Raw genomic sequence first — 23,900 nt, 5'->3', positions numbered from 1 at the left:
ATTAGGGTGAAAATTTATAACCAACTAAACCCTAATCCTATATTAAAGATTAAAGCATCTCTATGTTCATCTCCATCAAAAGACGTACGACCAAGCACTAATTTAGACTGTACATTAAGCGCAAAGTTTTTCTTTTTGTAAATTTCGTAACCTGTACTTGCCATAACAGCGCAACCAAAGTTCCAATCGTCATTTACATCGTCTTTAATATCATAAAGTGCTGGCGAATCTATAGCTAAACCAATACCTCCATGAATCCACCAACGATCTTTTACCCAATATTGTACGGATGGAATAAAACCTCCAAAGTTCCTGTCATTATTCTGAAATTCATAAATGTTTCCTGGCATTGAAAGAGTAATAGCGAGTTTCTCGTTTAACATGTAGCCAAACTTCAAATCTGGAAAAACGAATGTTCCTTGAGATGTGTCAAATGTTTGAATACCTGCACTATCTTCTATACTGATAATGCCTCCACCTACTACAAATTCGAAGATGAAGCCATCTCTTTGTGTTGTAGTTTCTGGATTTGTGTTTTGTGCGTATGTTATACTAGATACTAATGCAAAGGCTAGACAAGCCATTCTTAATACTATTTGTTTTTTGATTGTTTTCATGATTGTTCGTTTTTTGATTGATTAAATTGATGATTACTTTTTTATATTAAATTTTTATAATTTCTGTTTTTTTACTTCTCTGTAAACCCTTATTGATTTTCAAGCATTTCTAGGAATTTTGTCTTCTCTACTTTTCCAACAGCGTAAGAAATTACCTTTCCCTCAAAATCAATAAAGATGGTTGTTGGTGTAGCACCAATATTATATTGCTTTACAAGTTGTTCATTATTAGGGTCATCAATGTCAATTTCAACTGGTACAACTTCCGCATCCATAGCTTTCATAACTTCGTTATCAGCAAAAACTTGACGTTTCATAATGCGACAAGGTGAGCACCATTCCGTAGTAAAGAATATCATAATATTTTTATCAGAATTGCTGGCAAGTTTTTGAGCAGATTCAATGTCATTTGTCCAAGTAATATCATTTGAAGGCGCATAAAATGAGTACCATGCATACCAAAGAGAAACGACAAGAAATGTTAACCAGAAAAATTGCCAAAAGGGATGCGATTTCTTTTTTGATTTCTTTATAGTTGAGCTATTTTTTTTATTCTTCATTTTTAATTTGTGTTTTATAATTCAGCATAAGTATTTTTTAGGTTTTCTAAGGATTCAATTGCATTACTGTAGGCCTCTCGATTTTGTGCAATCGTTGTCATTCTCGTTAACACCATATTTTCAAAATAAATGTCTTTTTCGTAAGTGTCTGACGATATGCCCATATCCCTAAATTTAACGTTTCGCATCAAAAAATTTTCGTAATAGGCCTCAATTGCCTGTTGTTCTGAAGATTCTAGTTTTTCTATTGGGTTAAATGTTTCGTAGGTTTCAGAGATAGCGTTACGTAAGTTTAAATCGTCAAACAATTTTAAATCACCTGAAAACTTTAAATTTTCATAGGTTATCATAACTGGATAAAACTTTTTAGACATTATTAAATAGAATGATTTTGTCGATAATCTTGGGTTATCATAATCTTTAAATAATAATATTTTGAATACTGTATCTAACTCTTTGAGCATTTGCTTTGACTCATTATCTAGAATTGCTAGCTTTTTTAGATTACGATCTGCTTCATCATTCAACTGAATAATGTATGAATTTCGTAACTCTAATTTCTTCTCGCTATTTGAATGTTCATTAATTGCTAAAGCAATAAGAATTCCTGCAATAACCAGAATAATTTCTCCCGCGGCATAGGCTACATAATTCCCGAACTTATTATTAGTCAGCATTTTTTGTCTATTTTTTCTAAATAATTTTATCATGACTTAATGGTTTATCAATTTGAAACAGAGTATTGGATTTGACTCTAAATATTCTTTAATCTTTTCTGTTCGACACTTTTAAATTTCCATTTCAATCCAAACAATGGTCTTAAAATATTAATTCGTCTAAGGATAAATTCATAAATAAGAAAACAGACGATAAACGTAAATAGGGTGATTGCAATAAACTCTAGCATAGGATGAAGATCTAATGGCAGAATGAGTAATGCTCCTGCATATAAAACAAACATGTGAATAATATAAACAGGATAAACAGCTGCACTCAAATAACTTAGTAAGCTACTTGGTTTATTAAGGTAGCTATATCCTATTCCGAATAAACCTAATATCCAAGCATTAGATTCTATTGTAGTGATATACATATTTGATATAGATTCATATCCTGTGAATCGAAGCGTAAATAAAACCGCTGCTATTCCTATATACAACCATTTCCACTTTGAAACGGTTTGCCAGAATGCTTTACCAGTAAACACAAAAAGAAAACCAAAAAAGAAAGCCAGAAATCCTATAAAAAAGCCATGCCAAGTTTGAGCGTACAGTTCAAATAGTTGTGGTTTTACTAAACCTATTTCCAACATAAAAAAAACAGATATGGTTAGTGGACCAAAAGCATAGGTCATGACTTTCGAAATTACTTTCTTAAATTTTCCATTTTCATTATTCTTTAAATAGAAAAAAACAGGTGACAACACTACGACATATACAAAGATGTTTCCTAGAAACCATAAATGGCCCATATGCGGAAAATAGCTTAAAGACATATTATAGTAGTTCTGAAAAATTAAAAAATGTAATGGTGTAATTGCCAAAAATCCGAACACAAAAGGTAAAAGAATTCGTTTTCCTCGCTCGAAAAATAACTGCTTCCAATTTCTTTTTTTCATTGCAAAATAGAGCCCCATTCCTGATACAAAAAAGAGTAAGGGTATTCGCCAAACATTAAGCATTGTCATTGGTTTCCAAAGTCCTTCTAATGCGTCATCACTTTTTATAAAACCTATAAACAATGCCCAAGGTTGAAATATAATGGCTATATGGTAAATCAGTAATAAACCAATAGCAATGACTCTTAACCAATCTATATCGTATCTTCTTTCTGTGGTCATCTTAAATTGTGTTTATTGTAACATCATTGCAACAACAGGACGTGCTTTTTGCAATTCATTAAGGTCTAATGTAAAACCCATTGGTTGTAATTGTTGAATTAGCATTTCATAAATAGGTTTCATTTGATCGAAATCTACCATAACTATTTCTCTTGCTGTAGCTCCAAAATTATTGCGAACCGTTTTATCTGCTTTTGCATCAATCAATAACTGTACAATTTCAATACGTCCAAAGAATGCTGCTGTATGTAAAGCCGTTCCTCCATCATTATTCTTTATAGACAAATCTGCATTTGCATTTATAAGGGCTTTAGCTATTTCAGGTTTATTAAATGTGGCTGCAGACATTAAAGGTGTAGATCCAGACATGGCCTCTTTTTGATTAATATCTGTCCCAGCTTCAATATGCTGCTTAACGGCTTCCAAATTTCCGGTTAATACTGCAGCATGTATATCTAAACTTGGTTTGTTTACTGTCTTTGTTGTATTAGCAATATTATCTGAGTCTGTTTTTTTATCAGATTGTGCACATGAACTTGTTAATAAAAGCGCAAAGAATACCATCTGAATGGTCATTTTAATTGAAGTAATTTTAAGTGTTTTCATAATTTATTTGTGTAATGATTAATAACTTGATTTTTGTTTCTACAAAGATGCGACACTAAGCTACTTGGCTTGTAATGCGCATGAAGCCTATTATATCAAGTTTGATGACGAGTTGAAAATTATGACGCAGAAGTATAAATTATGACGCAAGCAACTGTTTTTGACATAGAATTTTGAACTTTAAGCGGTAGAATGTTTCAATATAAATATTTACATTTGACATAGTACAAAACAACATGTCTAACATCCCACATCAAGGAAAATTTATAGAACTGGCTGAGGCTCTCATTTTAGAGAACATCTCTAATGAGCAATTTGGGGTTTCAGAATTGGCAGACTTGATGAATATGAGTCGATCAAACTTGTTGCGTAAGATTAAGAAACAAACACAAGGTAGTGCCAGTCAGTTTATTCGTGAAGTTCGATTGCAAAAAGGCATGACTCTGTTAGAAGAAACGGAACTTACGGTTTCTGAAATTTCTTATCAGGTTGGATTTAGTAATAATTCTTATTTCATTAAATGCTTTAGAGACTATTATGGGTATTCACCAGGCGAATCTAGAAAAAAGATAGACGAACAAGTAGAATTAATACAAGAAGATAGCCAAAACACAGACACTATTGAAGTTGCTAAAAAAGGATTTTTTCAACAGTACCGAATTCAAATACGATTAGCAGCTGCCTTAATAGCAGTCATAGTAGTATTCCTGTTTTTTCCAAAAGAAACACTTAATGCTGATAAAAAAGATACCAATCTTAAAAAATCCATAGCTGTATTGCCGTTTAAGAATATGAGTAGTGATTCGAATAACTTGTATTTTGTAAACGGACTTATGGAGTCCACACTAAACAATTTACAAAAGATAGAAGATCTTAGAGTAATAAGTAGGACATCCGTAGAAAAATATAGAGATACAGATAAGACCATCTCAGAAATAGCAAAAGAACTTAATGTTAACTATTTGATTGAAGGAAGTGGTCAACGTGCTGACAATAAGGTTTTATTGAATATTCAATTGATCGATGCCTCAAATGACACGCCCATATGGGCGGAACAGTACAATCATAAAACTAAAGATATTTTTTCTGTACAGAATGAAGTTGCTAAAAAGATTGCTGAATCCATAAAAGCAACAGTAACTCCAGCTGAATTACAACAAATTGATAAGAAACCAACAGAAAACGTATTGGCTTATGATTATTACTTAAAAGGGCTTGAACGACTTCAAGAAGAAACTAAAGAGGGTTTAGAAGCTGCTATTATTTTATTTGAAAAAGCGATAGAACAAGACCCTGAATTTGCACTCGCATATGCTCAAATTGCAACATCATACTATTATTTAGACGTAAACCAAGCACAAAAGCAATTTACAGATATCATTAACAAAAATGCAGATAAGGCATTGCTTTATGATTCAAAATCTGCCAACAGCCTCATTGCAAAGGCACTTTACTATATAAACAGTAATGAGTTTCGATTAGCTATTCCACATTTAGAAAAAGCCTTAGAATATAATCCCAATGCGTCTTCTGTTATACAAATTCTTGCTGATCTGTATTCACGAGCAGTTCCTGATACAGGTAAATATTTACAATATGCCTTAAAAGGTTTGCAACTGGATATTGAAGCGAACGATTCAATTAACAAAAGCTATATGTATTTGGCCTTAAGTAATGCCTTTGTTCAAAATGGCTTTACAGATGAAGCACAGAAGTATATAGAGTTGTCATTAGATAATAATCCAGCGAATTATTATGCACCATTTTTAAACGTATTTATACAATACGCACAACATCAAAATATGGAAAAGGCTACTGGTGCATTAGTTAACGAATGGAAAAAAGATACAACACGTCTAGACATAATGCAGGAAGTGGGCAAGTTTTATTATTTCCAAAAAAAATATGATAGCGCTTTTTACTACTATGATAAATTTGAAAAAATTAAGGCAAGTAATGGACTAGATATGTATCCTCAAGAAAATCTAAAGATTGGATTGGTATTCGATAAAATGGGCTTAAAGGATAAAGCCAAAGATTATTATAGAGCCTATGCGGCATATTGTGAAAATGATAAATCTATATACCAGCCAGCTAGTTTGGCTATGAAATACTTGCATGAAGGAAAATCCAATCTAGCAATAGAGCAATTGAAAGTATTTTCGACCAAAAATAATTACCAATATTGGTTTCTGCTATTCATTGAAGAAGACCCCTTAATGAAAACTTTAAAAAGTCATCCAGAATATGATGAAGTAATTCAAAAAATTAAAGATAGATTCTGGGAAAATCATAATGAGCTGAAAAAATCATTAAAAGATAAAAACCTATTATAATTCATTTGATTTAAAATAAGTTTTTAAGGATTTTTTAATAGAAAAAAGCAGTTACAATATTTAGTTTATGATATTATTGCCATTCCACACACATTTTCCTCCACTCCTCTGCCCTTTCTTAAAAAGAGTGTTTCATTAACTTTAGTAGAGAAACATTTGAAAAGAAAAAAATATAGAAAAGTAATATTTAAAATGCGCATTTAACCAAAGCCCATCTTTACATAACGCAAGTACATTATAGTACAAATGCATTCGTGTAAGTAAAATAGCGAATAGAACATTTTCGTTTTATTTTACATAATGTTATTCTAAGAAGTTCAATTAAATCGAATTATTTTATTGAATTCCAAATTGGTAAAGAAATACTACTGTTGCCTGTAAAAGTTATTTTTAAAGGAATTTCGGCATCTTTAACGCTTTCGATATTTACATCTTTACCTGTGCCATAATTAAGTTGCGCATTGTTGTTTTTATTAACGTTAAGTACTACCACTATCCTACTGCCTTTTTCTAACTTTTTACTAATTAGTTTTGAATTGTTAAAAGATACTTGCGTCTTTTGATTAGGAGTTAACAAATTTCTATGCTCTCTATCTATGGCATAACTAGCTCTACCTATATAATAACTAAGATGAAAATAGTTTCCTTCTGGAGTTAATTGATATATAATAACAGAATAGTCAACATCTTTTTTATTGATTGTAAACTCTAGGTTGCCAAAAAATGATCCGTTTATAATGACATCTTCAAGTAATGCTTCAGATTTAAAAATTAAACCATCCTTTAAGTTGATATTCTCCTTTTCTAAGGGCCAAGGATAATAATCCGTATTGGTCATACTTTCCCTATCTTTAAAATCAACAGACATTTGAATCTCTGAATTATTTTGTTTCGGTTTTAAGGCATAAAAATCTTTGATTTTATCAGAACTTAAATGAAACGTCAACGTATCATTTGTCATGGCATTTAAACTTGGTTTATGCATCCAAGTATTGGTATCCATGACCTGAAAATTGACTTTATCTTTTAAAATGCTAGGTTTTTCTTTTCCATTTAAAATGTAATCAAACCATTGATAAATAACATCTTCTTCAATGTTTATCAAAGCAGCTTTATCTAATTTGTAATTTCTTAGGCTTTCTTCCGGTTTGGTTTGCGCAGTCCAATGATCATAAGGCCCAACTAATAAGTAATGATTTGGTTTTTTTGTGTATTTATGATGCTCATTAAAATAATACATAGCTCCTCGTTGCGAGTCATCATAATAACCAGTGATCGTTAAAATAGGAATATCAATTTTAGCAAACTCCTCCTCATATGGAATCATTTTTTTCCAATAATCATCATAACTAGAATGTTGCATATAGGTGTTCCATAATGTATTGACTTCTCCATCTAAACTATCCAATTTATTAAAGGCAACCCCTGTTTTATACCATTTATTTTTTAAGGTATTCCAACGTTTAAAATCATTTGAAACTTCAAAATCTAAAAACTTATTATTGGTGACATAAAAATTCCATGAATACGAATAATTATGAAGTATATTGTTTTCCATCGGATAATCTATTCCAGGGGCAACAGCCACCATTGGCACAATGGTTTTTAATGCAGGATGCACGTTGTGTTTCATTGAAGCCCATTGTGTAAAGCCATTATAGCTACCACCAACCATGGCTACTTTTTGATTAGACCATGATTGTTTGCTAATCCAATCGATGACTTCATACACATCTGTGTTTTCATATTCAAGAGGCTTTATATCACTTGTACTCAATCTTTTTCCTCTGGTATTAGCAATAACTCCAATATATCCTTTAGATGCTGCTAACATGGCAGCCGTTTCATTAGTTCCTGCGTAAATAGAAGAAACTAAAATGGTCGATTTTTTGGTTGTTGTATTTCCTTTTCGTTTTACAACTACAATTGAAACTTCTGCACCATCTTTCATAGAAATTACAATACTATCATTTATGGCATACCTACGTTTATGATCTTGTGCTATTTCTTCAAAATAAATTGCTCTAGTTGATGAAAACACCATACTTAAAAAGTATTTTTTTACTAAATCTATAGCGATTTCTTGTGATATTTTGTCAGATGTAATGTTTTGATAGGTATTCTTAAAATTACCAACATAATAATCTGTAGGATCTCTAATGATTAATGCTTTGTCTAAATTAATCACTTGTATATCATTAGAATTCTTTACGTATTTTCTATATGATTTTTTAAATGCATCTTTAAAGCTCTTAGATAATTTAGCTTCCACATAATGCATATAAACATCTAAATACTGTCTTTGTTCTGTTGGTGTTTCTTTAATTCTTTTTTGAAAAGTAATCAATGCTTCTTTATAATTACCTTTAATTAACTGAAACTTAAACAAGTCTAATTCAGATAAATTTCGAGTATCACATCTTGTTGCCAATTGCTGCATTTGATTTTCAAGTGCTACTGAATCTGATAGTTTCACCTTTTTAAATGGCAATTCTTGTGCAAAAGAAAACGTGTTAATTGCGAATAAAAGTAGTAACAGAAATGTCTTTTTCATTGATTTTTTTTATGGTGCAAATAGATTAAATTAAGCAAGAATATCCCAACCTGTAAAACCAATAACAGTATAAAATAAGTTGCTTAAGACATGTATTAGAATGGCCATTTTTAAAGATTCTGTTCTTAAATATATCCAACCCCAAGTTATACTAAATAGAAAATACATTGGCCATAAAATCATTGGGCTATGGCCAGCAGTAAAAACAACAGAAGTTATTAATATAGCTGCCCAAGCAGGTATCCGCTTTGTTAATGACGATTGCAAATATCCTCTAAAAACAACCTCTTCCATTATAGGACCCACAATAAGTGCCAATAGTAAAAATCCACTCATTTCAAGTGCTCCTCCGTTGGCATGAATAAAACTAAACATTTTAGACCCACTGCCGATAATACCTGCTTGGTCAAAGCTTGGTAAAATAACCGACCTATATATCCAGGCTAAAAAATGTGTCAATACCAATGCCGCTATCACTAATAAAACTGCTTTGTTATTTTTGATTTTACTAGCTTGCAGTCCTATCTGTGCATATAATGATTTGCCATACCTATTTAGATCCCACCAGAATAGAAACAATATCATAATGCCGCTTAACAAGACAGACGTCACTCCAATTATTTCAATAGGAACCGTCTTTGACGGAACAAACAACTTAAAAGCATAAGAGGTTATAATTCCTGCTAGAAGCTGACATACGTACATACCAACAATGGCAAGAATTCCCTTTTTTATTGTTAACTGTGCTTTTTTTTCTTCACCCATATTGATTAATTTGAAAAGTGAGAAGTAATAGTATATATTACTTTTTACTTGGATTTACGTACTTAATTAACTCTTCATTGTATAAAAAGCCATCTTGAGTTTGCGTCATTTTAATGAAATTTTTTATTTCTGGAGCATACAACCAAACTTCATCGGTTTGTGCGTTATATCCTCTTGAATTTGAAACGGTTCCTATGTATTCAATAGTGTAAGCCATAAATGTTCCTGCTCCAACCGTTTCTTCTTTATAAGATAACACTTTTGCATCTTGACTTTGTGTTCCTGTGGTACCATCTTGACTTGTCCAGTTTTTTTCATATTTCCAAGTTTTACCAACTTTTAAAGGCCATTTATATCTTGGTGTTTCACTCGCTTCTGGCTTTACAATGTCTGATAGTGGAATTGTATCGTTTCCGACAGTCATACTTAATACACCATTTGTGCTAATTATTTCTTTTGTGTCTTCTCCTTCTGAACGGACTTCGCCTTCAGTGGTTACGCCTTTATATTTCCAAACCCATTTCTCTCCAACTGAATAATCAGCTAAGGTGAGTTGATTTGCGACTAAAGCGGTGTTTATACAGAAAGAATATAATAGGGGAATTATAACTGCAACAATGATTTTTACTAATTGAAATACTCCTTTTAAATAACTCATAATATGATTTTTTATTAATTATAGCACAAAGAAATAGATTATATAAATAGTTAAAAAGAGAAAGTACAGCAACGTAGAAATATGCTTACAAGCGTTAAAACATTAAATTTTAAAAGGAGCATAGATTATACTTATTTGAAAAACAGTTAGTTTAGTTTCTCTATCATTTTTAAGGCGTTTTTATTATTCGGATCTAAATCAAAAGACGTTTTATAGCTCATTAACGCATTCACTTTATCACCTAAATTAAAATATACTTCTCCTAAACTATCAAAAGCATTAGATGATTTTGGGTAATTTTTTACATTTAATTTAAAGTACGTCAATGCTTTCTTAGGGTTATTAATTAAAAAGCTATACCCTAAAGAATTTATATCGTTTTCTGGAGGTAAAAAACTTCCATTATAATTGTTTTTATAATAAAGTTCAATTTCATCAATAGAACTACTATTCATATTTTTCATTTTAAGACCTTTGTAGATGAATTGCATTCCATGATACAAACTCATTAGAGCAACTGTCCAATGATTTTCTTCTTTAAAATATTCTAGTGCAATATTTGAAGGTGAAAACCCCTTATTTTTTAAGATTGTATTAAATTTCTCATGGCTATTAATGTTTGCTGTAAACACATGTGGAATTCTATCAAAGTTTTCAAATTTATCTGCAGTGGATAAATAAAATTTTTTGTTTTTTATTTGATTCAAATCCGTTTTCTCCAGTTGTTTTACTACGTGTTGATTGTCCCACCAAAAACTTGGATCCATAGATACAAAACCATTAAATGTAGTTTCTTTTGATAAAAAAGCAGATCCTACTAACAAACCACCATGTGAAATTCCTACTAAAGTTTTAAATCCGTTAGTTCTATACTTTTTTTCAACAATAAGTAATAATTCTTGTTCTATAAATTGTAAAAATTTTGCGCTACCTCCTGTAGTTTTATGGTTTTCTATTGCACTAGATCCATTTAAATTGGTTAAATATTTTGTTGGTGTATAATCTCTGTTTCTATCTACATTTGTAATGGCAACAATAATCATTTCAGGAATTTGACGTCCTTGTGTCATATGGTTTAATATTCCTGAATGAGAGTGATAACTCATTTCTCCATCTAATAATACTAAAATAGGATACTTTGTTTCACCTGTTTTATATGAACTTGGTAATTCAAGAATATAAGTACGTTCTTCATTTAAAACTTTGGACTTAATTTTATAAGTTTTTCCTATTGAATAAGAAGTTGCATTTTGCGAAACTACTGTGTATTGCAAGAACAACAAAAACACGATAAGCATTTTTGTTTTATAATTTTTTTGAGTCATTTTTTTTGAATTTAAAGACTATTCCAATTTTTAAACTTTACAGATTGTCTACTTGAAGCTTCTAAAGTTTCGCCTGTTATTAATTTAATTTGAAGTTTATTATTGAAATATGGGTGAATTTCTTTTATAAAATGTGTATTTATTATTTGACTTCTATTAATTCTAAAAAAAACAGTGGCATCTAATTTTTCTTCCAATAATTTTAAAGATCTTTTTATCATTGCCTTTTTATCTCCAAAATACAAACGAACGTAGTTACCAATAGATTCTATAAAATAGATTTCTGATAAAGGAATGAAAAAACATTTTTCACCATCTTTTATGAATATTTTACGATTCATAGGTAAAACATCTGTATTTAATTCCTTTTTTTTTGTTAATTCTAATTTTACTTTTTCTATAGTTTTTGAAAAGCGTTCATTACGTAAAGGTTTTACTAAATAATCTAACGCATTCATTTCAAAAGCCTTTACTGCATATTGATCGTAAGCTGTTGTAAACACCACTTCGGGAACAGTCGTCAATTCTTCTAACAAATCGAATCCAGATTTTTCTGGCATGTGAATGTCTAAAAAAAGAATATCTGGTTGTTCTTTTTCAATGATAATTATAGCTGAATCAACATTATTGGCTTCACCAACAATATCAAACTCTGGATAATTTTTTAACGCACGTTTTACTTCTTCTCTTGCCAAACGCTCATCATCAATAATTATGGTTTTAAATGTTTTCATTAACTGTAAATGGTATTTTTATTTTTGCTTCAACTTCATTTTTATTTAATTCAGTTAAACTAAAATCAGCGTTGTTTTTATATTGAATAGCTAATCGCTCTTGTAAATTTTTTAAGCCTAATCCAATAGTTTTTTTATTGTTTATTTTCCCTGGATTTGTAACAATAATTTCAATAAAACCTTGTTGTTTTTTTATTACAAGATTGATAATTCCTCCTTTAACAATTAAATCAATGCCGTGTTTAATGGCGTTTTCAACCAATAACTGAATACTTAATGTAGGAATTTTGAATCTGTTTAATGTTTTATCAATTGTTATTTCTAATTGCAAACGTTCTTCAAAACGCATTTTTTCTAATTCAATATAATCATAAACTAAAGCAAGTTCATTTTTAATAGAAATTAAACCTTTGTCTTTTTCATATAATGATGACCGCAATAAATCTGATAATAAATCAATTGCTCTTCTTGCAACCTTAGGGTTTTCGATGACCAACGATTTAATTGAGTTTAAGGAGTTGAATAAGAAATGTGGATTTAATTGAGCCGATAGATTATCTAATTGAGCTTGTTTCGCTATTAAAGATAATTGCGCATTTTCTTTAGCAGTAACAACTTCTTTTTGATAGTAGTGATACAAGTGATACGCCAATATCCAAATAGACATTAGTCGAAGTCCTGTAAGTAAAATTGGATCCCAGTAAATAATAGATTCCCATATGTTTTCATCCTCGCCTGCAATAAAAGTCCAGTACACATACCATTTTAAATTGTTTATTATTACATATAAAATAGCTAATAAAATTATAGTAGGGACTAAACGGATTAGTAATTTTTTTATGGGTAAACTACTCCATTTTGCTTTTAAGGCAAATTGTCTATACATATGTGTTAAGAATATTCCTATAGAAATGTCTAATACATAATTTAACAACGTATAAAAAATGCCGTAATTATCTCTTGTATATACTGTATAAGCCCAATAAACTGAAACGATACTCCATCCAATTAATTGACATTTCCAATAAAGAGATATCTTCGTATTACTATTATTTGTTTTTTTATTGATATCCATTCTTAAAGCAAAACAACAAAATACTTTTAAATATTGAAAGGAAAAGTACAGGAACGTAAGATTTGAGGTTTAAGTGTTATTTATAAAAACGATATATTTGACAAACTGGTTTTTTGTTAAACCAACATATACGATTTTGAAAAAAACAATCATATACTATTTTGAAAAAAACAATACTTCTTTTACTAATCTACTTTAGTTACCAAAATTCATATTGCCAATGGGAAAACCTTGACTCAGGAATAAATGACAATTTATCAGGAATAGTCTTTTTTGAAGATACTGGGATTGTTTCTGCTGAAAATGGATTGTATTATACTTTAAATGGAGGAAATGGCTCTTCTAACTGGCAACGATTCGAAATTACAGATAACACACAAAATGCGACGCTTTATAATAATACAGCATTTAATAAGTGCTTCAGTAATCCTGACAACACTGATAATACATTTAAGATTTTTGCTGTAGGCCGAAACACAACTACTAATAAAGCCGTAATTTTAAGTGTTGAGTTTCCGTCGTTAAACTATGATATAGTGACAATAAATGTATCTAATAGTGGTCTAAATGATATTGCATATAGTAGCACTTTTGATAGATATTTTGCAGTTGGAGACAACGGAATATTTGTAAGCATTCCAGATAACATTTCTAATTATAGTGTTTTAAATACTAGTTTTACAGAAGATTTAAAAGCCATTAGTTTTAATAATTCAGGGCTTTCAGCTAAAATTGGTTCTGTAGAAAAACATCATAAAGTTAGCATTAATAGCGCAACTTCTCAAATTTCTACAACTTATGAAACTCCTAACGAAACCTATACAGACATTTTATATAGTTCTACATCTTCTGCTTACGGTGTTAATGACAGGTATTTACGGTTATATTTAGCTTCTGTGGTTGAATATCCCAATTACAATTATGGTACACTCAATGGAAACACCATTTTTAGTAGAGATAATAGGAACTTTATTGGCACAGATCATGGTATATTTATGTCTAACACCTCAAAGGATATTCTCGAATATCAACCAAGTTCTTTAAACTATAATATCACTGAGTTTTGGAATGTAAATTTAGATGATTCTACACTATACGCCTGTGGCTCTAATGGTGTCATTTTAAGAAACTTAGATCCAACTAACGAGGCAGAACCTTTTGCATTCATTACTTCCGCTGAAGGACAATGCGTTTCTACACTTGCTACTGAAATTGAAGCTGAAATTGGTAGTTCTACTTCATGTAATTGGTACATTAACAATGTTGTACAAAGTTCAAATTGCGAATCGTTTAATTATATTTTTGATACTGTAGGTATTTATGAAATTAAACTACAAGTAGAAAATAATGGTTTGTTTACTGAGCATACTAGATCCATTCATGTTGTTAATCCACCACAGATTGATAAACCTATCAGCATAATAGATGCTATTTTATGTCATGAAGAACCTTTAGAAATCCAACTTGAAAATTCTGAACCTGATGTTAAATACTTACTCTATAAACAAGGTTCTAATGAAATATTTGGTGCAAGTGTTGAAGGTAATGGAGCCACTATAACCTTTAATACTGCTCCTTTAAATGAAACGGGAACCTATTATTTAAAATCTCAGAATGTCTTTGCTACTAATTGTGATAATTCTTTCACAAATACATTTGATATCATTGTAGAACAAACAGAAGCAAAATTTCATACAGGTTTAATTAATGCAGCAACAAATGAAGTGATTGATTTTTTTGAGCAATGTACTGAAGCTAGTTACTACAATTGGGATTTTGAAAATGCTACAACTGTATCAAGTACATTGGCAAATCCAACAAACGTTTTCAACTCGAATGGGACATATGATGTGACCTTAACTGCTAATTCTGAAAACTTTTGCGAAGATCAAATAACATTAAGCAGCCCTTATATTTATAATGAACCATCAGACGATCAAACATGTTGGTCTTATTTAAATGAAAGTAAAAACCCTTCTTGGACTGGATTTGGAAATAAAGATATTTCAAATTTAACAAAAGTTTCCGATGGTTATCTTACTGGTGGATTTTATAGAAATGAAGTTTTTGGTACAAATCATGGTGTGTCCCTTAATCTTGAAAACAATCAAGGTGGTTTCTTATCAAAACACAATTTTAAAGGAGTTTTAAAGTGGTTGGTCTATTTTACAGGATCACCACTTAATGGTAATAGTTCTGGTACAAATTCTATGAATGCCTCAGTGGAAGATCAACTAGGCAATATTTATATAGGATTTGACATTAATACAAACTCAGGTAAGTTTTACGATAATACAGGAAATTCAGTTGATTTAAGTTCAGGTGGATATATTATAAAATTAAATAGTAAAGGTGAATTTATCTGGTCTATGAGGATAAGAACATTTTATCCAACTGGGTTGACAGTGGATAATAATAATGACTTAATTATTACTGGAACTTATGACCTCTCTAATGATAATAATCACTTTGTTTATCTTGATGATGTCCAAACTGATGAAGTTGGAACCATTATTTTTCCTAACAATAGTAACCGTTATTGTAATGGTATCATAAAATCTGATCCAAATGGTAATATTCTTTGGGATAACGAAATTTTTTCTACATCAGGAACTTTTGGTACACCTTATCATGCAGAACGAATTGGTGTTGATTCAAACAATAATTATTATGTTCAAGGACAATACAAAAATGAAATGTTCATTTATCATACTGGTTCTAGTGTGTCTACCGATTTAGACTACCATGTTTATGAGCCTGGTGGCAGCTATTATTCACACCTTTTTAAACTCAATAGTTCTGGAGCTTTATCATGGGTAACACGAAGTTATTCTACAAATTCTGGCGAATATAATAATGTACAAATGAATGATGCTATTACTGATGACAATGGAAACACATATATAACTGGTACTAACCGTTACTTCAATACAAATTATAACCACATTCATACAGTTGAAAATGCAGATGGTACTCTCTTTACAAATTCAAGTTTAGCTAAATCCTATTATTTAAAAAAAATTGGTGCTGATGGCTTCTGTGATTGGATTATTGGTTCAGATTCTGAAAATTCAGATGTTAATACGGTTGGATATAAATTAGACCTACTAAATGATAGGATTAATGTCATGTGTGCTTCAAAAACTACAACTGATGGTAGTGAGAGCATAATTTTTAATGATATAAATAACAACACAACATCAATATCTATAGAAAACACAAGTGTTTTTATTGGGAATTATACAACTGAAGGTTTATTGGCAAAGGTTAATGTATTTAACAATGTAGATTTAGGCAATATAATATCTTTTCAAGGTTTTTTTTGTAACCCCTTAAACAACTATTATGTAGGAACGTATTCTGGTGATAGTTCAAGTTCTACTGATGGTTTAATGCTTTTTTTTAACGACACTTGTGCTACCATATACGATAATAATTTATCTGTAGATGATTATAATATTACAGCAGGAGATCTTTTGCTATTTCCAAACCCAAACAATGGAGATTTTACGTTAAGAATAAATAAAAATTATGCTCAAGTAAAAATTAAAGTCTATAATCTACTTGGACAAGTAATAGTTAATAATCAGCATAACAACAAAAAAGACATACCTATCCAAATTGAAGGAGAGACAGGTGTGTATATCGCTGAAATTATTATTGATAATACATACAAAAGAAATATTAAAATATTAAAATATTAAAAGAATAATAGATATAAAATAAGCAATAGTTACAGTTAAACATAGCTTACTTCCCACCGAGTATTAGGTTGTATATTATTGAAAAAAAGAGAATTTAAATATCAAAACATTTCATTATTTATAACCACTCCACACACACATTACACTTCCCTCCTACGTCGTCGCATAAAAAGTGTTCCATTAACAATGTAGAAGAAACTTTTGGAGTAAATTTTTTCAAGAATCATTGGTAACAACTTTCACTTTTACCAAATCGACTTTAGGAGATTCACGAACTCCACCATTAAAGTTTTATGAAATAATTAAACACATGAGTAAAGTAAAATTCTAAGCACTTATTCTATTCTCGTTACTATTTGAACACTTTTAAATAAACTTATAGTTATTATGTAAAATAGATTATAAGAGTTATGAACTGGTCAAGGTTTTATTAAATCTTTTTTTCTTGATAAAAAAAGACATCGAAGATTCACGAACACTTAAAACATTATTAACGCGTGAGCTAAACAAAAAAATCAAGTTAGGTATTCTCGACATTGATACTCAATCAATATCTCAAATAGTATATGATTTTGGAAACAATAACGGTTCGTTGCACTATATAAGGTTATAGTTTAAATAAGTCATAACCGACACCAATACCTAACCAAGGTTTACCATTATATATCCAAGTTTTAGCAACACGACCTACTCCTTTATCGATACCGCCAAATAATCCAACACTTATTTTGTTCCAACTTTTTACATAACCAATTCCAAAACTTATTGTTCCAAAAGTTCCTTCTCTATCCCCTTGTGGTTGATCCAAAGTTATGTCAGTATTCGTTCCCTTCAATTCAACAGCAGAAGAACCTATAAAAACACCAAGGGTATTTTTAGAAGTAAAAGTCCTGTTTCCAATCTTTTTACGATGAGTAAATTTTGTATTCCCCCATGTATACCCTCCAAAAAAAGCAATATTTACAGATGTACTAAATTCCTCACTTTCAATTGAAACTTGCAATGGGTTTTCCTCATCAGATGCATCAATAGCAGCTCTATTTGTTCTAAATCTATATTTCAAAGGAATAGTGATTGCTGTCAAGGTAACCTCAGTAAACTTTAATTTGGCGGTATGATCATCTGGTATTTCATAAAATAGTACTTCTCTGGTATCTTTAGTTTTATTGAGGTCATTGTCATCAGATATTACTTTGTCTTCATCATCTATAGTGACTGTTTTTTTAATTCCCAATTGCGCTTGATCATCATCGCTATCACTGTCACTAGATTTTTCTTTAAATGGCCATAAATTCACATATAGTTTATTCTCTTTAAATAGCAGACCCGCTTTATAGGTTTTCTTATTTTCCTTTGAATTTCCAAATGTTCCCGCTCTCAACATTTCTTTCATAACTATTAATTTTTTCGTCGCTGGATTATTAACATTTGATTTATCAATGCGATAGACATTTCCAGCACAATCTTTTAATTCAATGCTTGGTATTACGCCTTTTGCTACAAGATCGAACTTAGCATCTATAGTATTCTGGTTTTTCACAGATAAATCTTCATAGGCAGAGCATTTCTCTTTTAGTAAAAATTTTACTTTCGTCTTTACTTTATCGGTGAGACTATCAAAATCGTATTGATGTTTATCGTCATTCAAAAAATCAATAAAGTTGGTTACCTTATAGTTCTTATAAAGTGTTTCTTGTCCAAAGCTGCAAAATGATATTCCAAGTAAAAAAATTAAATATAACTTCCTCATAATCTTTATTTTGAGCACGCAATTTAATATTAAAATCTGAAGGCAACAATACCTATTAAAGGGTATTTTTATGAAATCTGAAATGACAGTAGAGTTTTGTTAATATTTATTTATAATTCTAATTAGTCTTTTTTAACTTTCAATATCTTTTGTCTTGAAACAAAAGAAATCGACTTTAGGAGATTCACGAACTCCATTAAAAAATAAACGCGTGAGCTAAACAAAAAAATCAAGTTAAGTATTCTCGACATTGATACTTAATCAATATCATAAATAGTATATAATTTTGGAAACAATTACGGTTCGTTGCACTATATTTCAGACTATTTGACGTTAAGAAATTGTACCCAAAGTACATTTTTTGCTAAATATGATTTGAAGCAATCTTTTACTTAAGTGTTATATACAAATACAATATCCTCAGGATAATTGCATTTGTATAGCCTAAAATATTACGTTCCTCTCTCCTATTGTTTTAGCCAAAATTTTATGAGGTCGAAATAATTTGGTAATATATTATTGCTTTTTGTTTTTTATTTTATGTGCAATACCCTTTTGAATATCACCTACATCAGTTTTGTTATTAAATTTAAGGTATTGGCTTTGAATATTATTTTTTAATTCACGCTTATCAGTATTGCTTAAATTATTTTTAAAACCTAAATAATAATTTAATTTTAATAAAAAGGAATATTTTATAATTGGAATCTTAATTAAAGGTATCATTTCTTCAACAATAGCTTTATGCTGTAAATAATTAATATCTAAAAGTAGAAAAGTGTAAATGAATAATTTAAACTGATTATTTTTATAGTCAGTTTTAGACTTTTCTAATCGTTCAATTATTATGCCTTCCAAATTAATATGTCCAAGCATATCGTAAAGCCTTACTTGTACTAACGTTGGTATTACATTTGAAATAAGTTTTAAAAGACCTTGAGCCTCTCCTTTACTATCTGTTTTAATTATTTCGGATATATCCATTTCTCCAAACTCATCTAAAAGTTTAAAACTCCATAAACAAGCATTTTCAATTATATAATCAAAAATTTTATATACTAAATCAGAATCATTAATATCATCAGTATTTCTAAATACTTTTCCTAAAATTGTCAAACTCTCTTCTAATGAATTTGATGATTCGTTGAGCGAATTAATTTTTTTCATTTTAACCTCACTATGATTCTCATCAAGTTTCATCTCTTGATTCATTTGCTCTTCAATTTCATCCTGCTGAATTTCAGATAAACTATCTTGAAATTTTCTAGAATATTTTTCAATTAACTTTCCTAGTTTATCAGCTTCAACAATTTTGCTTATTAAAACAGTATCTATTGAAGTAATTTTTAGATCATACTCTTGATTTAGATTAAAAAAATGATTTTTTGTTTTATTATAAATTTTATTTAGAAACTCTACATTATCTCTCTTAAAACCTGCGTAAAGTTCAAATTCGTTTGAAAATGACAAATAGAAGTTTTCATCTTCAATAGCTTCGTTTAAGAACACTTGGTCGAAAGTCATATAATATGCAACAAAATACTCAAAAACACCATTTAACCGAAAAGAATAATAATCAGGATCTTTTTTTCGCAATAAACTTTTTGAATCTAAGTAATCAAAAATATCTCTTGGATCTATTCTTAATCTTGGGTTTTTATCCAGATATTTCTGAATAAATTCAATAATATCTGAGTACTTAGCATAATAAGAATTCTTGTGATTTTCTTTTAATAAAAAGTAAGCAAAATGCGCCAATAATTTTTTGTAATTATTAAACGTGAATGAAGATGCCGAAACAGTTAACTGTTCCTTCTCTAAAAGTTTTTCTACATAAAGATTAATTAGATCTACATCGTTGTGAAGTTTGTTATTAGCATCTTTATTAAATACCCACAAGAATATTGAAATTGTCCAATAATTAAAAGGAATAGAAAGTTTTTTAAAAATTGTATTTATTTTTTCAACTACCTGATTCTCTTTCTCCTCTGTGAAAGAATAATTTCTTTTGGTTAATTCTTTAATGTGTATTTTACGTAAACGATGAAAATATAACTTGTTTAAATCTCTTCCATCAAATCTTGCAGTATCCAATGAATTTAGAGAGCTATTTATTGAACAAATTATTACTCTAACATTATCATTTTCGCTTACTATTTTTTCAAGAACATCTTTCGTTTTATTATCTTCTAGATGAAAATTATCTAATAATAGAATGAAATCTTTTTCTTCAAAAAGTTTAATTGCCGCATTAGCATTTGTATAATAATATTTTGATAATTCTTTAAAAAAGTTAAAATCGTTTATGGAATTACTCCAGTATTTTAAATCGATATAAAATGGTATTTTATTATAAATAGAAAAATCCCTTAAAAGTTCTAATTCTATTTTTTTTAGCATAATAGTTTTGCCACATTTATCTTTGCCATAAGCAATGAAGTCTTTTTCAAATTTGAAAAAATTAGCCCAAAGATAATCAGGATGACTACTATCATCATTTAATACTTCGGAAATAGATTTTTCTTTAAGAACTGGGTTTGTACTTAATTCTAGTAAATCTTTTCGATTTTCCTTATTATCACTTTCTACAAAAAGAGATTTTGAATCGTCTAGCTCATCTAAAAAACGTCTTCTAATGTTTTTTCTTAATTCATTTTGTTTTGCGAGAACTTCATTAGTTGGGATGTTATATTTCTTGCTATCTAATGGATAAAAAACTTCATTTTTTAAATCATACATTCGAAAATCAACACTAAACATATCTTCGATATAATCAAGGTTAATTAAAGAATATCCTATTTGAGATTCAACTTCAAAAGATAGATTTGCAGAAGAACCTAATTTAATAACTCCATCATTAGGCGTTAAATCTAGACTCAGATTGTTTTTATGAATGTGTCCACTTAACATAAAATCGAATCTTTTATGAAGTAAATCCTCAACCTTGTATAAATTCCAAGGACGCAAATCTTTTAAAGGATGATGATGTAAAACAATTTTTATGTCACAAGATAATATTCTATCTAATGCTTCATCAATTTTGCTAATAGGATATAATAAATTATTATCATCATTTATTCCGACTGATCTCCAAGCTGTATTTAAACAAACAAAACCAATTTTTCCTGAACTAGTATTTCTTATATGAGTCGAATACATTTCTTCTACATAGTCAAAAGAATTAGTGCATTCTTTAAAATAATCATTTACAAAATTCCTATAGTTTTCTAAAGGCTTATGACTGTTAATTAAATCAGTGTTACTTTGTTTAAAAATATCATCCAGTTTTATATTATCATCAATCTCCTCATCTAAATACTTAATTAATGATTTTGAAACCACGCTTCTATCTATATCATGATTACCAGGACATATGAAAATATTTTCTTTGCTAATTTTTGTTACAGCTACTATCTTCTCAAGGAAATTAACTTTTGCAAGTTCAAAATCTTCAATTTTGTCCCCTCTTTGGACTAAATCACCTGAAAATATTACAAAGTCAATTTTATCAATATTTTTTTCTAAGTCATTGAAGAAGTTGTCTAGTAATTTCTTTTGTTTTGTTCTTCCTCCAATTTGGTTAGTATAATGTAAATCTGTAATGTGTAATATCTTCATCTATGTAAATTTAATCACTAAAAATAAGAAAGTTTGATTTCTTAATAAGCAGTAAAATTTATATTTATAAACAATATATTAACCAATTAATCCATTCCTCACACATTCCACTACGCTCCTATCGTCGCTACGTAAAAAGAGTGTTTATTCGCAAGATTTTTATTGTTTTAGAGGAGCTCATGAACCGCAAGCGGTTCCATTAACATCGTAGAGAAACAGTTGTAAAGAAAAAAATAAAGAAAAAGAAGATTGAGTTTTACTTTAATGCATGAAGAAAAGCAACCTTAAATAATTAAGATTGCCTTTCCTCACATAAAGGTTTCCACAAACCTTATATTTTAAACCGCTCTCTGCCCTTAGGAAAAATGCCAAAGGCAGATGGCATGTTATCCAATACTCTCTATTTTCATAGCATTATCACTTGCCAATTCGTAAAACAAAGAATTTATGTCTTGGTAAAAAATAATACCAACAGCATTAATAACAGCAACTGTTGCTGGTAATGCAGCTGCAAAACCTAAATCTACAGTTAATGTAGTATCTGCGCCTACCATACCATCTAGTGGAAGTTCTGCACTAAAAGCAATGCCATTGGTTTCATTTTCATCGGCATTAGTGGCTTCATACTTCCCTAAAGGTGTATTAAAGGCATAATCGCTTAAAACAGTACTAACTAATACCAATTTAAAATGGGTTGCGCCTTCAGGTGCATTTATATAGTTAGAAGCATTAAAATCTGGTACAACCCAAGTGGCCACACTCCTATTAGCATCTAAAGTTGGTGCTGTGTTTGGTGCATAAAATATTGCATCTAAAGGCATTGTTTTGTTAAACTCAAAACCTTCTAATAGTATTTTATTTGGCATGATTTCAAAAGCACGTTGCCCTCTTATTCCTGTCCCAACAGAATTTATTTTTTTCATAAGCCCAGTTATTCTGCCAACAATACTGTTATCGCTCATAGTTTTGATAATATTTGCAAATCCCATGCGCAATGCTTTTCCAACAGTTGCAGAAGCTCCAAACTCACTCATATTCTCACGAGTACGTTTAAAAGCAGGATCGTTTTTTATCCTATTTTTATCGACACCTCCAGTAGTTCTAATTAAATCATTTCCGTTATTCTTGTAAAAAGTAAGTCCTCCCAACGAACCTTTTAACCTGATAAAACCTTTTTGCTTTGCCATAATTTCTAAATATTATGAGCCAATACTATAACTCATGTTATGAGCTTATTTCATAGCGTTAGAACTCTAGTTAAACAATTTCAATTCTCTTTTATAAAGAATCAATAATTATCAATAGGCCTATTGATTTTCAATACGGCTTTGTGGAAATCATGTGTATGTGTATTTGCAATTATTTGATAACGAAGCATTTATCTCGATTATTACATTTCAAAATGCTAAATAATGTTAATGTTTGTGATCTATTTCTTAATTTTTTTAAGAATTTACAAGTGTTTAGTTAATGGATACGCCATAGATACTTCATAGATACGCCATAGTAAAGCCACCTATAATGCACGGCAATGCACCTATAGATTATAATAGAATTAATTTTATGAAGCAGGAACCAATCCTTTTTCTACCCCTGTCTCAAGAACTGCTAAAAAGTACTACAACCTAAAAACCAATACGATAAACGAAAATATTACCATATAACGTAATTATATGTCATCTTGTAGAGCACGTTTCGTTTGAAATTAATTCAAGCCAACTTAACAAACCAACAATCAATAAACCATGACAAAAACTA

16 protein-coding genes are annotated in these 23,900 nt (G+C 29.8%); 2 read left to right on the top strand and 14 right to left on the bottom strand.

Annotation, left to right across the window (positions count from 1 at the left end; all coding sequences use genetic code 11):
- Nucleotides 1-14: 14 nt before the first annotated feature.
- The 5 genes from MUN68_RS06720 to MUN68_RS06700 all read right to left on the bottom strand — a co-directional run bounded on the left by MUN68_RS06720 (nt 15) and on the right by MUN68_RS06700 (nt 3,623).
- Nucleotides 15-617, bottom strand: a complete 603-nt coding sequence (locus MUN68_RS06720) for a hypothetical protein (protein ID WP_272792418.1) — start codon at nt 615-617, stop codon at nt 15-17.
- A gap of 89 nt (nt 618-706) precedes the next feature.
- Nucleotides 707-1,177, bottom strand: coding sequence for a thioredoxin family protein (locus tag MUN68_RS06715; RefSeq protein ID WP_249994201.1), 471 nt, complete (start codon nt 1,175-1,177; stop codon nt 707-709).
- A 14-nt stretch (nt 1,178-1,191) separates the two neighbouring features.
- Nucleotides 1,192-1,887 carry a hypothetical protein gene (locus MUN68_RS06710; protein ID WP_249994199.1) on the bottom strand — a complete coding sequence of 232 codons (696 nt, stop codon included), beginning with the start codon at nt 1,885-1,887 and terminating at the stop codon, nt 1,192-1,194.
- A 44-nt stretch (nt 1,888-1,931) separates the two neighbouring features.
- Complete coding sequence (locus tag MUN68_RS06705) at nt 1,932-3,017, bottom strand: acyltransferase family protein (RefSeq protein ID WP_249994198.1); 1,086 nt, start codon at nt 3,015-3,017, stop codon at nt 1,932-1,934.
- A 12-nt stretch (nt 3,018-3,029) separates the two neighbouring features.
- A complete protein-coding gene (locus MUN68_RS06700; RefSeq protein WP_249994196.1) occupies nt 3,030-3,623 on the bottom strand; it encodes an ankyrin repeat domain-containing protein in 594 nt (197 codons plus the stop codon).
- 236 nt (nt 3,624-3,859) lie between these two features.
- Here MUN68_RS06700 and MUN68_RS06695 point away from each other — a divergent pair, with 236 nt between their 5' ends.
- Nucleotides 3,860-5,959, top strand: a complete 2,100-nt coding sequence (locus tag MUN68_RS06695; protein ID WP_249994195.1) for a helix-turn-helix domain-containing protein — start codon at nt 3,860-3,862, stop codon at nt 5,957-5,959.
- Nucleotides 5,960-6,290: 331 nt separating this feature from the next.
- Here MUN68_RS06695 and MUN68_RS06690 read toward each other — a convergent pair whose 3' ends face one another.
- The 6 genes from MUN68_RS06690 to MUN68_RS06665 form a co-directional block, all read right to left on the bottom strand.
- On the bottom strand, nt 6,291-8,513 hold the full coding sequence (locus MUN68_RS06690) for a CocE/NonD family hydrolase (RefSeq protein WP_249994193.1): 2,223 nt from the start codon (nt 8,511-8,513) through the stop codon (nt 6,291-6,293).
- 30 nt (nt 8,514-8,543) lie between these two features.
- The gene (locus MUN68_RS06685) at nt 8,544-9,278 is read right to left on the bottom strand and encodes a CPBP family intramembrane glutamic endopeptidase (protein ID WP_249994191.1); all 735 of its coding nucleotides are present in this window, start codon (nt 9,276-9,278) and stop codon (nt 8,544-8,546) included.
- Between the two features lie 37 nt (nt 9,279-9,315).
- Nucleotides 9,316-9,936: a hypothetical protein gene (locus MUN68_RS06680; RefSeq protein ID WP_249994189.1), complete on the bottom strand. Its 621-nt coding sequence runs from the start codon at nt 9,934-9,936 to the stop codon at nt 9,316-9,318.
- 146 nt (nt 9,937-10,082) lie between these two features.
- Nucleotides 10,083-11,261 (bottom strand): alpha/beta hydrolase-fold protein, encoded by a 1,179-nt coding sequence (locus tag MUN68_RS06675; protein WP_249994187.1) that lies wholly within the window; start codon nt 11,259-11,261, stop codon nt 10,083-10,085.
- Nucleotides 11,262-11,272: 11 nt separating this feature from the next.
- Entirely contained in the window at nt 11,273-11,995 is a 723-nt protein-coding gene (locus tag MUN68_RS06670) for a LytR/AlgR family response regulator transcription factor (protein WP_249994185.1), read from the bottom strand.
- A complete protein-coding gene (locus MUN68_RS06665) occupies nt 11,982-13,070 on the bottom strand; it encodes a sensor histidine kinase (RefSeq protein WP_249994183.1) in 1,089 nt (362 codons plus the stop codon). The genes MUN68_RS06670 and MUN68_RS06665 overlap by 14 nt, the downstream gene beginning before the upstream one ends.
- A gap of 161 nt (nt 13,071-13,231) precedes the next feature.
- Here MUN68_RS06665 and MUN68_RS06660 point away from each other — a divergent pair, with 161 nt between their 5' ends.
- Nucleotides 13,232-16,774 carry a T9SS type A sorting domain-containing protein gene (locus tag MUN68_RS06660; protein WP_249994181.1) on the top strand — a complete coding sequence of 1,181 codons (3,543 nt, stop codon included), beginning with the start codon at nt 13,232-13,234 and terminating at the stop codon, nt 16,772-16,774.
- Nucleotides 16,775-17,381: 607 nt separating this feature from the next.
- Here MUN68_RS06660 and MUN68_RS06655 read toward each other — a convergent pair.
- The 3 genes from MUN68_RS06655 to MUN68_RS06645 all read right to left on the bottom strand — a co-directional run bounded on the left by MUN68_RS06655 (nt 17,382) and on the right by MUN68_RS06645 (nt 23,329).
- Nucleotides 17,382-18,524 (bottom strand): hypothetical protein, encoded by a 1,143-nt coding sequence (locus tag MUN68_RS06655; RefSeq protein ID WP_249994179.1) that lies wholly within the window; start codon nt 18,522-18,524, stop codon nt 17,382-17,384.
- A gap of 516 nt (nt 18,525-19,040) precedes the next feature.
- Entirely contained in the window at nt 19,041-22,142 is a 3,102-nt protein-coding gene (locus tag MUN68_RS06650; RefSeq protein ID WP_249994178.1) for a metallophosphoesterase family protein, read from the bottom strand.
- Nucleotides 22,143-22,528: 386 nt separating this feature from the next.
- On the bottom strand, nt 22,529-23,329 hold the full coding sequence (locus MUN68_RS06645) for a hypothetical protein (RefSeq protein WP_249994176.1): 801 nt from the start codon (nt 23,327-23,329) through the stop codon (nt 22,529-22,531).
- Nucleotides 23,330-23,900 lie beyond the last annotated feature (571 nt).

The organism is Psychroserpens ponticola, from assembly GCF_023556315.2.
GTDB classification, from domain to species: domain Bacteria; phylum Bacteroidota; class Bacteroidia; order Flavobacteriales; family Flavobacteriaceae; genus Psychroserpens; species Psychroserpens ponticola.
Note: the sequence above shows the minus strand (reverse complement) of the source record. Positions and strands in the feature narration are given on the sequence as shown.